General features: G+C 72.5%; 11 protein-coding genes. 7 read left to right on the top strand and 4 right to left on the bottom strand.

The window, feature by feature from the left end:
• Positions 1–70: 70 nt before the first annotated feature.
• The 3 genes from OG538_RS25755 to OG538_RS25745 are packed head-to-tail and all read left to right on the top strand — an operon-like array spanning position 71 to position 3,657.
• Positions 71–892, top strand: a complete 822-nt coding sequence (locus OG538_RS25755) for a 3-hydroxybutyrate dehydrogenase (RefSeq protein ID WP_406097412.1) — start codon at positions 71–73, stop codon at positions 890–892.
• Between the two features lie 36 nt (positions 893–928).
• Positions 929–2,908, top strand: a complete 1,980-nt coding sequence (locus OG538_RS25750) for a helix-turn-helix domain-containing protein (protein ID WP_406097410.1) — start codon at positions 929–931, stop codon at positions 2,906–2,908.
• 23 nt (positions 2,909–2,931) lie between these two features.
• Entirely contained in the window at positions 2,932–3,657 is a 726-nt protein-coding gene (locus tag OG538_RS25745; RefSeq protein WP_406097408.1) for a transporter substrate-binding domain-containing protein, read from the top strand.
• 226 nt (positions 3,658–3,883) lie between these two features.
• Here OG538_RS25745 and OG538_RS25740 read toward each other — a convergent pair whose 3' ends face one another.
• A complete protein-coding gene (locus OG538_RS25740) occupies positions 3,884–4,117 on the bottom strand; it encodes a ferredoxin (protein WP_406097406.1) in 234 nt (77 codons plus the stop codon).
• Positions 4,117–5,580, bottom strand: a complete 1,464-nt coding sequence (locus tag OG538_RS25735; protein WP_406097404.1) for an aldehyde dehydrogenase — start codon at positions 5,578–5,580, stop codon at positions 4,117–4,119. Before OG538_RS25735 ends, OG538_RS25740 begins: the two co-directional genes overlap by 1 nt.
• Before the next feature lie 213 nt (positions 5,581–5,793).
• Here OG538_RS25735 and OG538_RS25730 point away from each other — a divergent pair, with 213 nt between their 5' ends.
• Both OG538_RS25730 and OG538_RS25725 read left to right on the top strand, forming a co-directional pair.
• On the top strand, positions 5,794–6,165 hold the full coding sequence (locus tag OG538_RS25730) for a VOC family protein (RefSeq protein ID WP_406097401.1): 372 nt from the start codon (positions 5,794–5,796) through the stop codon (positions 6,163–6,165).
• A gap of 128 nt (positions 6,166–6,293) precedes the next feature.
• A complete protein-coding gene (locus OG538_RS25725; RefSeq protein WP_406097399.1) occupies positions 6,294–7,334 on the top strand; it encodes an MBL fold metallo-hydrolase in 1,041 nt (346 codons plus the stop codon).
• A gap of 18 nt (positions 7,335–7,352) precedes the next feature.
• Here OG538_RS25725 and OG538_RS25720 read toward each other — a convergent pair whose 3' ends face one another.
• Positions 7,353–8,873, bottom strand: a complete 1,521-nt coding sequence (locus tag OG538_RS25720) for a hypothetical protein (protein ID WP_406097397.1) — start codon at positions 8,871–8,873, stop codon at positions 7,353–7,355.
• A 322-nt stretch (positions 8,874–9,195) separates the two neighbouring features.
• Between OG538_RS25720 and OG538_RS25715 the strand changes: the two genes are divergently transcribed.
• Positions 9,196–10,329 carry a winged helix DNA-binding domain-containing protein gene (locus tag OG538_RS25715; protein ID WP_406097395.1) on the top strand — a complete coding sequence of 378 codons (1,134 nt, stop codon included), beginning with the start codon at positions 9,196–9,198 and terminating at the stop codon, positions 10,327–10,329.
• Between the two features lie 128 nt (positions 10,330–10,457).
• On the opposite strand, the gene OG538_RS25710 is transcribed toward OG538_RS25715, so the two are convergent.
• Positions 10,458–11,096 carry a LysE family translocator gene (locus tag OG538_RS25710; RefSeq protein ID WP_406097393.1) on the bottom strand — a complete coding sequence of 213 codons (639 nt, stop codon included), beginning with the start codon at positions 11,094–11,096 and terminating at the stop codon, positions 10,458–10,460.
• A gap of 459 nt (positions 11,097–11,555) precedes the next feature.
• Between OG538_RS25710 and OG538_RS25705 the strand changes: the two genes are divergently transcribed.
• Positions 11,556–12,815, top strand: coding sequence for a prenyltransferase/squalene oxidase repeat-containing protein (locus OG538_RS25705; protein WP_406097391.1), 1,260 nt, complete (start codon positions 11,556–11,558; stop codon positions 12,813–12,815).
• Positions 12,816–12,909 lie beyond the last annotated feature (94 nt).

Here is a 12,909-nt window from a genome sequence, read left to right as displayed (position 1 = left end):
ATGCCGGGGGCCCAGGGTGTGTGCACCGGCGCCGTGTGAGACGGGCCGTCGCGTACCTACGGTGACGGCCATGGAGACTTCCCGCAGACCGGATCACGAGCCCGCCGCCCCCTTTCCCGGCGGCGGAGCACCGCAGGTACCCGCAGAACCGGTCCTGGCCGGGCGCACCGCGCTGGTGACCGGTGCGGCGAGCGGCATCGGACGGGCCTGCGCCCAGGCGCTGGCCGCGGCGGGCGCGCATGTGCACGTCGTGGACAGGTCGGGCGAGGCCGCGAAGGGCCTCGCGGAGGAGATCGGCGGGACGCCCTGGGTGGTGGACCTGTCCGACCCCGCGGTCGTCGACACACTGCCGGCCGAGGTGGACGTCGTGGTCAACAACGCGGGGCTCCAGCACGTCGCTCCCGTCCACGAGTTCCCGCCGGAGCGCTTCGCCCTGATCCAGCGCGTCATGGTGGAGACCCCGTTCCGCATCTTGCGCAGGACCCTGCCGGGCATGTACGAACGCGGCTGGGGGCGCGTCGTCAACATCTCGTCGGTGCACGGGCTGCGCGCGAGTCCCTACAAGTCGGCCTATGTGACGGCCAAGCACGCACTGGAGGGGCTGAGCAAGGTGGTCGCGCTCGAAGCGGCGGAGCACGGGGTGACGAGCAACTGCGTCAGCCCCGGATACGTACGCACACCCCTGGTCGAGAACCAGATCGCCGACCAGGCGCGGACGCACGGCATTTCGGAGGCGGACGTGGTGGGGCGGGTCATGCTGGAGCGCAGCGCCATCAAGCGGCTGATCGAGCCGGCGGACGTCGCCGAGGCGGTCCTGTGGCTGTGCGGACCGCGCACCGGGCACATCACGGGCACCTCGCTCTCCATGGACGGCGGCTGGACCGCCAACTGACCGGCCTCGACCCACCTCCTACGAACGCTGGACGCCATGCCTGAACCGCTCCCCTCCGCCGCGCCCCACCTCCGGCGCCTGTTCGACCTGCTGGCCGACGACGCGCCCGCCGAGGCGCTGGGGGCGGTCTTCTCGCAGGCGCGGGGGGAGGGTGTGCCGGTGGAGGGGCTCGCCGAGGTGGAACGCGCCACGGCCACCGCGCTGCGGATCAGGGGCGCCCTGCGTCAGCACCGGCGCCGGGAGCTCCAGCTCACCGCGCTGTTCGACACGGCGGGCGACCTGGCGGCCTCCCGTGACCTGGACGACGTGCTGAAGGCGATCGTGCGGCGGGCCAGGATGCTGCTGGGCACGGACACGGCCTACCTCACGCTTCCCGACGAGGAGGCGGGCGACACCTACATGCGGGTGACCGACGGGTCGGTGTCGGTCCTCTTCCAGCGGTTGCGCCTGGAACTCGGCGAGGGGCTCGGCGGCCTCGTGGCGCAGACCGCGAGCCCGTACGCGACTCCGGACTATCCCGCCGACGAACGCTTCCACCACACCCGCAACATCAACGCCGGAGTCCTGGACGAGGGCCTGGTCGCCATCCTGGGCGTGCCCCTGCTGCTCGGCTCCAGCCGCGGCGGCACGGGGAAGGTGATCGGCGTCCTCTTCGCGGCAGACCGGGCGCCCCGGGTCTTCAGCCCCGACGAGGTCGCGCTGCTCTGTTCGCTGGCCGCGCACGCGGCGATCGCCATCGACACGGCCCGCGCGCTCGCCGACACCACCGCGGCCCTCGCCGAGCTGGCGGAGGCGAACGCGGAGCTGGCCGAGGCCAACGCCTCCGTACGGGCACACTCGGCGGCCATGCAGCGGGCCGAGGAGTCCCACGACCGGCTGACGGACCTGGTGCTGCGCGGCCGGGACGTCAAGGACGTCGCGGCCGCCGTCGCCGGGCTGCTGGACTCCCCGCTGACCATTCACGACCCGGGCGGCCGTCCGCTGGCGGCTGTGCGCCCGGACGGCTCGGGTTTCGCCGCCGACAGCATGGACGCCGGGTGGCTGGCGGAGGCGGCAGAGGAGTCCCGTACGGGGGCGCGTGCCGTGCACCGCGACGGCCGGGTGGTCTGCGCGGTGCTCGCCGGGCAGGAGCTGCTGGCCGGACTGGTGCTGCACCGCGCCCGCCCCCTGGACGACTCCGACCGCCGGCTGTTCGAACGGTCTGCGGTGGTCACCGGACTCCTCCTGCTCCTGCGGCGCACGGTGGCCGAGACGGAGAACCGGATACGGGGCGAGCTGATCGCCGACCTGCTGACGGACACCGGCCGCGACCCGGCGGGGCTGGCCGAGCGCGGCCGCCGCCTGGGCATCGACCTGGACCGCCCGCATCTGCTGCTGGTGGCGGAGACCGGGGCGCGTGAGCGGCTGGCCCCGGCCGCCATGCGCTATCTGTTCGGTGGCGACATCCACGGGGTGAGTGCCGAACACGCGGGCACGGTGGTCCTGTTGATCGAGGACGACGGCACGGCCGCGGGCCGCGCGGCCCGTTCGGCGGCGGCCCAGCTGAGACAGCTGGCGCAGTCCCCCGTCACCGTGGCCGCCGCCGGGCCCGCCCGGGGACCCCGGGAGCTGGCCCAGGCGTACGGCGAGGCGGCGCGCTGTCTGCGGGCGATGCGGGTGCTGGGGCGCACCGGCGAGGGCGCGTGCGTGGAGGAACTCGGCTTCCTGGGCGTGGTCCTGGGCAACGCGCAGGATGTCGACGGCTTCGTGACGGCGGCGCTGGGGCCGTTGCTGGAGTACGACGCGCAGCGCGGCACGCATCTGGTGCGGACGCTGAGCGCGTACTTCGGCGCGGGCGGCAGCCTGATCCGGGCCAAGGACGAGCTGCATGTGCACGTGAACACGGTGGTGCAGCGCCTCGACCGGATCCAGGTCCTGCTGGGCCGGGACTGGAACGAGCCGGACCGGGCACTGGAGCTGCAACTGGCGCTGCGGCTGTACCTGTTGTCGGGCTCGGCGCCCGAAGCCGGCCTTTGAGCGGGTGTCCTACACTCCGCACCATGAAGACCGCGACCGCCTCCGTCACCACCGACCTGGCACGGACGGGGGTACTGAGGGCCTCGATCAACCTCGGGAACCCCGTCCTCGCCCAGGGCACGTCCGCCGATCCGAGCGGCGTCACGGTCGATCTCGCGCGGGAGATCGGTGCGCGCCTGGGGGTGCCGGTGGAGCTGCTCTGCTTCGACGCGGCGCGCAGGTCGTACGAGGCGATGGCCTCCGGCCGGGCGGACATCTGCTTCCTGGCGATCGAGCCGGCGCGAGAGGCCCAAGTCGCCTTCACCACCCCCTACGTGATGATCGAGGGCGTGTACGCCGTACCCGTCGGATCGGACCTCGTCTCCGCCGCCGAGGTCGACCGGGCGGGTGTCCGGATCGGCGTGAAGCAGGGCTCCGCATACGACCTGTTCCTGACCCGCACCCTCCGGCACGCGACCGTGGTGCGCGGCGCGGAGGGCGTCGACGTCTTCCGCGAGCAGGGCCTGGAGGCCGCGGCCGGCATCCGGCAGCCGTTGACCGAGTACGTCGAGGGGCACCCGGACGTGGTGCGGCTCATCGAGGACCGGTTCATGGAGATCCGGCAGGCGGTGGGAACGACCCGGAGCCGGACGCCTGAGACGGTGCGGTTCCTGCGGGACCTGGTCGAGGAACTGAAGGCCGACGGATTCGTGGCCGACGCGCTGCGCCGCTCGCACCGGTCCGGGACGCTGGTCGCCCCGCCCGCCTGACGGGCGGGGGCGGGAGGACGTCGGGAGCCGGGACGGCATCGGGTGCCGGACGGGGCCGCGGGAGCCAAGGAGACAGCCGATGAGTGCCTCCCCTCCGGCGAGCGTACGACTGCCCGACTGCCCCCTCGCCGGGAGGCCTCACCGGTCGCCACCACCCGCGCCGAGACGATGCCGGTGACACCGCCGTCGCCGCCCGCCCCGACGGCACAGCCCGCACCCGCGCCCCTCAGTCCTCCGGCGGGAACACCACCTCTCCCGAGTCGGCCAGCGCCAACGTGATGGCCTCGACCGGGCATCCCTCGGCGGCGGCGAGGACCCGCTCGTTGGCGTCGGTCTCCGGGTCGACGGGGTGGGACTGCCGGGCAGAGTCCAGCCGGAAGCCGTCCGGAGCGTGGTTCACGCACATCCCCGAGCCGATACAGACCCCGCGGTCGACCTCAACGCTCCACCGGTCCCCCATCAGGCCTCTCCTCCGTACCCGGCGGGCAGGTGGATCATCTTGTGCTCGAAGTACTCCCCGTACCCCTCGGGTCCGAACTCGCGGCCCAGCCCGGAGTTCTTGTAGCCGCCGAAGGGCCCGAGCATGTCGAGACTGAAGGTGTTCACGCTGTAGGTGCCGGTCCTGACCCGGCGGGCGATGTCGATGCCGCGCTCGGTGTCGGCGGTCCAGACGCTGCCGCTGAGGCCGTACTCGGAGTCGTTGGCGATCTTCACGGCCTCGTCCTCGTCGCCGTACGGCAGCAGGCAGATGACCGGCCCGAAGATCTCCTCGCGGGCGATGCGCATGGAGTTGTCGACATCGCCGAAGAGCGTCGGCTCGACGTACCACCCACGCTCCTGGGATGCGGGCCGGCCGCCCCCGGTCAGGACCTTGGCACCTTCCTCCTGCCCGATCCGGATGTAGTCGAGGGAGCGCTGCTGCTGGCGCCGCGCGACGAGCGGTCCGAGTTCGGTGGTGGGGTCGAGCGGGTCGCCGACCTTCAGCGCGCCGGCTGCCGCGGCGAAGGCCTCCGCGGTCTCCTCGTACCGGGAACGCGGCACGAGGATGCGGGTCTGGGCCACGCAGGCCTGCCCGTTGATCATCCAGGCGAAGGGCACGATGCCGGCGACGGCGGCGCCCAGGTCGGCGTCGGGGAGGATGACGGCGGCGGACTTCCCGCCGAGCTCCAGGGTGACGCGGGTGAGGTTGCGCGAGGCGACCTCCATGACGCGCCGGCCGGCGGCGACGGACCCGGTGAACGAGACCTTGTCGACCCCGGGATGTCCGACGAGGTACTCGCTCACCTCGCGGTCGGCGGGCAGGATCGACAGCACCCCCTCGGGCAGCCCGGCCTCGGTGACGATCTCGGCCAGGATGTAGGCGTCGAGCGGAGATTCGGGCGACACCTTGAGGACGGCCGAGCACCCGGCGAGCAGCGCGGGCGCGAGCTTGGCGGCGGCGGTGAACTGGGGCACGTTCCACGGCACGACGGCCGCGACGACGCCGACCGGCTCCCGCCGCACGAGCAGTGGCCCGAGGGCCCCGTCCCGGCGTTCCTCGTACGGGAAGGTGCGGGCGACGGTGATGGCCGCGTCCCACACCATCATCGCGGCGAGGGCCTGCACCATGACGCTGGAGGTGTACGGGGTGCCGTTCTCCGAGCTGATGACCCGGGCGATCTCCTCGTACCGAACGGCGAAGGCGTCCTTGATCCGCGTGACGACGGCGATGCGCTCGTCCAGCGTCATCCGCGGCCAGGGCCCGTGGTCGAACGCCTGCCGGGCGGCGGCGACGGCCCGGTCCACGTCCCCCTCGGCGGCATGCGGCACGCGGCCGATGACCTGCTCGGTGTGCGGGGAGATGACTTCGATGACATCCCGCCCCAGCGGATCGACCAACTCCCCGCCGATGAACAGTTTTCCGTGTTCGACAAGCTCGCTCATGGCTGCTGCCTCCCGCGACGCGGCACGTGACCCGATCGACTCATTGACTGACCTGGCATCAGAATCCGCCGGCGCTCCCGCGTCCGCTCCCGCGCCCACATCCGCGTCCGGCCCCTCATCTGACTCCGTGTCAGAACTGATACCAGTTCCACTTCCAGGAGTCCACGGCCGGGACAGCACCGGCAGCGCGGCCCGGACGGCAGACTGACGTCCATGACCGCATCCCTGCACCACATCGTCATCGACACGCACGACCTGCCCGCCCTGGCCCGCTTCTGGGCCGCGGTACTGAAGTGGCGCATCCTGTCCGAACGGGAGCGCGAGGTCGTGATCGGCCCGGACGCGGACGCCCCGGTGGGCATCTGCTTCATGCCGGCACCCGAGGCGAAGACCGTGAAGAACCGCCTGCACCTCGACCTGACGACGGGCCCGGAGGAGGGTGCCGCGGAGATCGAGCGCATCCTCGCGCTCGGCGCACGCCGCGTGGACGTCGGGCAGACCGGGGACGAGTCCTGGACCGTGCTCGCGGACCCGGAGGGCAACGAGTTCTGCGTCGTGCGCCCGAAGGCCACCCTGATCGGATAGCCGTCCCGGGATACCGCGTCCAGATGGTCGACCGGGGCTACCACTGGAACAAGTTCTCGTTACAGTGGACGCGACGCGTCGTGGCCGCACCCCGCACGCCGCCGAGGCCGCGGAGAGATGGGGAGTTCATGTCGCAGGTGATCAACCACGGTGGAGGCGTCCACAGCATCAAGGTCCCCATCCCTGACAACCCGTTGGGCCACACCCTGGTCCATCTCCTCGACACGGACCGGGGCCCGGTCCTTATCGACACCGGCTGGGACGACCCGGAGGCATGGGACACCCTGACGGCCGGACTGACGACCGTGGGGGTGGACGTCGCCGACATCCACGGAGTGGTGATCACGCACCACCACCCCGATCACCACGGCCTCTCCGGCCAGGTCCGGGAGGCGTCCGGGGCCTGGATAGCGATGCACGCCGCCGACACGGCGATCGTCCGCCGCACCCGCGCGTCCGAACCGGGGACCTGGCTCGCCTACCTCGCGACGAAGCTGGCGACGGTCGGAGCGCCCGAGGACCACATCGCGCCGCTGCTGGCCGCCCGCGAGAAGGGCGGCCGCATGCGCACCCTGCCCGGCCTGCGGGCCGCGATCCCGGACCGTGAGATCGTGCCGGGCGAGCTCCTGGACCTCGCGGGCCGCACCCTGCGTGCGATCTGGACACCGGGGCACACCCCCGGCCACGTCTGCCTGCACCTGGAGGAGGACCATCCGGCCAACCTCCCCGGCCGCGGCCGCCTCTTCTCCGGCGATCACCTGCTCCCCGGCATCAGCCCGCATGTCGGCCTCTACGAGGACCCGGACGACGCCACGGCCACGGACCCGCTGGGCGACTACCTCGACTCCCTGGAGCGCATCGGCCGCCTGGGCGCCGCGGAAGTCCTTCCGGCGCACCAGTACGCGTTCGCGGACGCGGCAGGGCGCGTACAGGAACTCCTGGACCATCACGAGGAACGCCTCACGGGCCTCCTCGCCCTGCTCGCCGAACCGCTCACGCCCTGGCAGCTGGCCGAGCGGATGGAGTGGAACCGCCCCTGGGAGCAGATCCCTTACGGGTCACGGAACATCGCCGTCTCGGAGGCCGAGTCACATCTGCGCCGGCTGGTGAAGCTGGGCCGCGCGGAGGCGGTGGCCGGCAGCGAGCCCGTGACATACGTGGCGGTGTGAGCAGGGCGCCGAGCGGGGTCACACGGCGGCGCCGGTGTCCTCGCGGGGTCCCGCCGGGGCCGCCTCGGGAGCGCGGCCGGCCGGTGGAACGGCGGGCCGGGCGTCCGGCTCACCGGCGGGGCCGGCCGGCACCGAGCGGCGGCGCGCCACGAAGGCGGTCGCAACGAGGGTGAGGGCAACGGTCCCGGAGAGCGCGGGCCAGTACACGTAACGGTAGTTGGACTCGGGCGCCGTGGGCAGGTAGGCGAGGAGGTACAGGAGGGAGCTCGCCCCGAGGAGCCGGAGTTCGCGGGTCCAGGGCCCGGCCCACCGGCGGCGCAGCACCAGCACCAGCGAGACCGCCAGCCAGAACCAGCCCTGGAAGAGCATCGGCAGGTCGCGGGAGGAACCGGTCACGTAGTTCTGCAGAGCGAACCTCAGGGTGTCGTTCAGCGGCTGCTTCCGCACCTCGGGGTGCAGCCGGGCACCGGCATTGACACGGGTGCCGTTCCAGAAGGTCTGGTTGCTCCGGAAGAGCAGCTTGGTGAAGACCCGGGCCCGGTACTCCGCGTAGCCCTTCCAGTGCTTCGGCATCTGCTGCGTCCACATGCGCACGAGAACGTCGGCGTGCCGGTCCAGATACGTCACGTCGAACGGCCGGCGCTGCGGGAAGCACTGCAGGTACCCGTCCGAGGTGATGTTCCGCTTCTGGCACGTGACGGCTGCGGCGATCAGACGGTCCCGCAGGTCGGTGCCCGCGCCCGCCTGTTCGGCGGCGGTGCGCACCTGGTCCGGGGTGAGCACGTGGACGAGGTCGTCCACCGGGATCACCGCGTACACCCGCGTGGCCAACGGATGGGTCGCCGCGTTCACAGCGGCGCTGCCGCCCATCACGACCGCGGCGAAGACAGCGGTGGCGGCCAGCCATCGGCGCCGGCCCGGGGCGGGCCACGCCGCGAGGACCAGCAGGGCGAAGACCGGGATCGTGGCGGGGATGCCGTTCTTCCGTACGAGGGCGGCGTAGGTGAGGAACAGCAGACCCAGCACCAGCAGGGCCCAGCGGGTCCTGACCCGTTCCCGGGGCAGCTCGCGCACGGTGAGCACGATCGCGAAGACCGCGAGGAGCGCGTACGCGAGGTGCACGTCCTTCCACACCACTCCCGTGAGGTTCACGATGTGCGGCGCCCAGCCGACGGCCAGCACCGCGAGGGAGAGCCCACGGCTGCGGGTCCTCGTCCACACCAGCCGGGCGAGGATCCACAGCGCCCCCCACAGCACGGCGGCCTGCACGGCCGCCATGGTGGAGAAGTTCCCCGTGACCTGGATGAGGATGCGCCACGCGAGCGCCATCACCGGCGGATGCCAGTCGTTCACCGGCTCGTCCCCGAGCGCCTGCCACAGCTGGGTGTTGCTGTCCGCGCTGAGGTATCCGGGGTGAAAGACGGTGGCCACGGCATAGCCGCACGCCGCCGCGAGAGCCGCCAGGCACCACGGCCACGCCGTGCCGTCCTTCCAGGCGCTGCGCAGTGCGATGGTCCACCGGTCGACGGTTCCGGACATAGGGGCGGGGCCCTCCCAGCCGATGATGACGGGTCGCGTTGTCGCTCAACTGCGAGCCGAGAGACAACAGTTCCCGGACAGCGTGGACGGGAATCTATGCGTAACGGATGACAGAGGACAAACCGGAACGACTATTCACCCGAACGAGGTGCTCCCGCGGGGCGGCCGTCAGTGCGATGGCACAGTTGTCCCCGTGAGCACAGAGCGCCTCGATGAGCCCGTCGTCCTGGACGCCGTGGAGCTGACGGCCGATCCGCAGGGCTGACCGCCGACGGACGGCGCGCCCCCTCCCAACGGCCGGTTCAGGGCACAATCCTGAGCTGTGACGATCACCGCGCGCGAACTCAACCGGGCCACCCTCGGCCGCCAACTGCTCCTGGCCCGTGAGCCGCTGAGCGTCCCCGCCGGCGTGCGACGGGTGGTCGCGCTCCAGGCACAGCACCCGGCGTCCCCCTACCTCGCCCTGTGGAACCGGCTCACCGACTTCACTCCGGCCGAACTCGACGCCGCCTTCGCCGAGCGTGCGGTGGTCAAGGCCACCCTGATGCGGATCACGCTGCACGCCGTGCACGCCGAGGACTACCCGCCCTTCCGTGCGGCCATGCAGCCGACGCTGTACGCCTCCCGGCTCGGAGCCCGTTTCGCCGTGTGCGGGCTGACTCCCGCGGACGCGGAGGAGCTGGTGCCGGAGCTGCTGGCCTTCGCCCGCGCCCCACGGACCTCCGCCGAGATGCAGGCATGGGCCGAGGAGCGGCTGGGCGCCGAGAAGAAGGACGGAGGGTGGTGGGGGCTGAAGGCCTACGCGCCGCTGCACCACGTCCCCACGGACGCCACCTGGGCCTTCGGCCACCGGCCCTCCTTCGTCGCGGCCGGCGAAGGGCCCGCACCCGTGGGCCGGGCTGTGGACGCCCAGGCGCTGCAGACCTTGATCCTGCGCTACCTGGCGGGGTTCGGGCCCGCCTCGATCGCCGACGTGGCGCAGTTCGCCCTGGTGCGGCGGACGTCCGTACGCACCGCGCTCCAGGCCATGGGTGAGACCGTCGAGCAGCTCCGGGGGCCGGACGGCAGCACGTTGTTCGACCTGCCCGGTGCGCCCCGGCCCCCGGCCGACGTCCCCGCCCCACCGCGGCTCATGGCCATGTGGGACAGCGTTCTGCTGGCCTACGCCGACCGCAGCCGAGTGATACCTCCGGAGTACCGACCCCTGGTGATCCGGCGCAACGGCGACGTGCTGCCCACCCTGCTGGTGGACGGCCGCGTCGCCGGCGTGTGGCGCTCCACGGCCGACGGCATCGAGGCCACCGCCTTCCACCCGCTGTCACGCGCCGACTGGGACGGGCTCGCCGCGGAGGCACAGTCGTTGACGGCTCTCCTCGGCGACCGCGAGGCGGCGGTCTACAGCCGCTACCACCACTGGTGGGCGAAGCTTCCCGAGGGGGAGGTCCGGGTGCTGTGACCGGCGGCGGCCGTACGCCGGCGGGCGCGGGCCGGCGAGTGCGGGCCGGCGAGTGCGGGCCGGCGAGTGCGGGCCGGCGAGTGCGGGCCGGCGACCGACGTGACCGACGCAGCCTGCGTGGTGCGGGATCAGTCCTTGCGTCCGGTCACGGCGATGGTGACACCGAGCCCGATCATCGTGACCCCGCCAACTCCTCCGACCAGCGACAGCCGCTGGGGCGAGCGTGCGAACCAGTCCCGCCCGGTGGCCGCGAGCAGCCCCCACAGACTGTCGGAGGTCAGGGCGATGATGTTGAGGACCAGCCCGAGCACCAGCATCTGGACCACGGTGTGTCCCTGGCCGCGGTCGACGAACTGCGGCAGCACGGCAGCGAAGAACACCATGGTCTTGGGGTTGGCCACGCCGACGGCGAAGCCGTCCCAGAACGTGCGCGTACCGCCCTGGGCGGTCGTCGTGCCGGTGAACGCGTCCTGAAGCGAGCCACGTTGCCGCCACGCTCGGACGCTCAGGTACACCAGGTAGACGGCACCGGCCAGCTTCAGCACCGTGAAGACCAGGACGGAGCGCTCCACGACCGACCCGACCCCGAGGGCCACGGCCACGATGAGCACGTAGGCGCCCAGGGAGTTCCCCGCCACCGTGGTCAGCGCCGCGCGTCGCCCCTGCGCCAACGCCCGTCCGATCACGAACAGCACACTGGGCCCGGGAATCACGATCAGCAGGAACGACATAGCCGCGAAGGCGAGCAAGTGCTCGGCAGACACCATGCGGCTCATGCAACCACGGACCGGGGGCGCCCCTCAGCTCCTTTTCGGTGCGCGGCGCCGGGGCGGGTCCACTTCGGTGCGCGGCGCCGGGGCGGGTCCACTTCGGTGCAGGACCCGGAGGGGACACGCCCCACCTCCCCGGCCCTGTGTGCCGCGGCGCCCGGCCAGGGCCCCGTGGTACCCGCCCGGTAGAGTGGGCGAGTCGTCATCATGCCCGTTCAGGGGGGAAGCCGGAGCGAATCCGGCACCGACCCTTCCCCAAGCTCTCGACTCCGCTCGAGCAGGGGAGCCCCATCCCGTGACCGCCCTCCCGGGCGGAAGTCGGAATGCCCTGTCCGTGTCGTGACCGGCTCGTGCCGTCGGGACCCCCGGTGGCCGGCACCGTCGAGGTAGACGGAGCCGGAGCCTGGTGCCTGTGTGTGCCTGTGCCCGGTTCCCCCAGGAGAGGCCCCGCCCGCCATGACCGTACGCCGCAGCGCAGCTGCGCTCGCCGCCACCGCCACCGTGCTCTGTGCGGCCGCAGCCCCGGCCGCAGTCGCCGCGCCGTCCCCCTCCCCCTCGCCTTCCGTGGCTCTGCCTTCGGGGCTGCACGGCACGAAGGACCCGACGTACGACGGGGTGTGGCGGCAGTCGCTGGCGCTCGTCGCGCAGCGGACCGTGGGGGTCACGCCCGCCGCCGAGGCCGTCGACTGGCTGATCGGCCAGCAGTGCGACAGCGGGGCCTTCCCCGCGTACCGGCCCGACGCCTCCGTGCCCTGCGACGCCAAGACCATGATCGACACCAATGCGACCGCGGCCGCCGTGCAGGCACTGCACGAGGTCCGCGGGCACGAGGACCTCGTCGCGACCGGCGTCGACTGGCTGAAGTCCGTACAGAACGAGGACGGCGGCTGGGGTTACACCGCCGGCAGCCCCAGTGACGCGAACTCCACGTCGATCGTCATCGGCACCCTCGGCCGGGCCGGGCAGAAGCTCGGCGACGTGACGACGGACGGCGGCAAGACCCCGTACGACGCCCTGCTCAGCTTCGCCATCCCCTGCGGCGGCAAGGAGGGCGGCGCGTTCGCGTACCAGCCGGACAAGGCCGGCAAGCTCGTCGCCAACGGCGACGCCACGGCGGCCGCTGTGCTCGGCTCCCTGGGCAAGGGGTTCGTCATCGGGGACAACGCCGCGGTCAAGGACCCCACCTGCACCAAGGGCAAGGCTCTCAAGCCCGAGCAGGCCGCCCAGAACGGTGCCTCCTACCTTGCGGGCGCCCTCGCGAAGACCGGCCACCTCGACTCCCCGCCGATGCCCGGCGCGGAGGACAGCGCCCCGCAGCCGGACTTCGGCAACACGGCCGACGCGGTCGTCGCCCTGTCCGCGTCCGGCCACAAGGACAAGGCCGCCGCGTCCGTGAAGTGGCTCGCGGAGAACTCCGCGGACTGGGCGAAGGAGAACGGCCCCGCCGCGTATGCGCAGCTCGTCATGGCCGCCCACGCCACCGGTGCGGACGTCCACGACTTCGGCGGCGCCGACCTCGTCGCCCAGCTGAACGCGACCGGGCCCGCGCCCGCCGCCGTCGCGAAGCCGACGGCGAGTGCCACCGAGGAGGAGAAGAAGGACAGCGGCGACGGGGACGGGATCGGCGGTGTCTGGTGGTTCGTCGGGATCGGGCTCGCCGTCGGAGCGGGCGCCGGGTTCCTGATCAGCGGCCGCCGCAAGAACCAGCAGCTGTGAGGCCCTGTCGGATGGCACCGGACCGGATGAGCGGACGCGGTCCTCGGCGTGCGATGCCAAGGCGGACGGGCGAGCCGACGCGGAGCGTGGATGA

The sequence above is a fragment of the Streptomyces sp. NBC_01013 genome (assembly GCF_045162765.1).
GTDB lineage: Bacteria > Actinomycetota > Actinomycetes > Streptomycetales > Streptomycetaceae > Streptomyces.
This window is presented reverse-complemented; position numbering and strand designations above follow the sequence as displayed.

Excerpts from the sequence above, each read along its gene's own strand:
- OG538_RS25755 (WP_406097412.1), top strand. The coding sequence starts at position 71 with ATGGAGACTTCCCGCAGACCGGATCACGAGCCCGCCGCCCCCTTTCCC.
- OG538_RS25750 (WP_406097410.1), top strand. The coding sequence starts at position 929 with ATGCCTGAACCGCTCCCCTCCGCCGCGCCCCACCTCCGGCGCCTGTTC.
- OG538_RS25745 (WP_406097408.1), top strand. The coding sequence starts at position 2,932 with ATGAAGACCGCGACCGCCTCCGTCACCACCGACCTGGCACGGACGGGG.
- OG538_RS25740 (WP_406097406.1), bottom strand. The coding sequence starts at position 4,117 with ATGGGGGACCGGTGGAGCGTTGAGGTCGACCGCGGGGTCTGTATCGGC.
- OG538_RS25735 (WP_406097404.1), bottom strand. The coding sequence starts at position 5,580 with ATGAGCGAGCTTGTCGAACACGGAAAACTGTTCATCGGCGGGGAGTTG.
- OG538_RS25730 (WP_406097401.1), top strand. The coding sequence starts at position 5,794 with ATGACCGCATCCCTGCACCACATCGTCATCGACACGCACGACCTGCCC.
- OG538_RS25725 (WP_406097399.1), top strand. The coding sequence starts at position 6,294 with ATGTCGCAGGTGATCAACCACGGTGGAGGCGTCCACAGCATCAAGGTC.
- OG538_RS25720 (WP_406097397.1), bottom strand. The coding sequence starts at position 8,873 with ATGTCCGGAACCGTCGACCGGTGGACCATCGCACTGCGCAGCGCCTGG.
- OG538_RS25710 (WP_406097393.1), bottom strand. The coding sequence starts at position 11,096 with ATGGTGTCTGCCGAGCACTTGCTCGCCTTCGCGGCTATGTCGTTCCTG.
- OG538_RS25705 (WP_406097391.1), top strand. The coding sequence starts at position 11,556 with ATGACCGTACGCCGCAGCGCAGCTGCGCTCGCCGCCACCGCCACCGTG.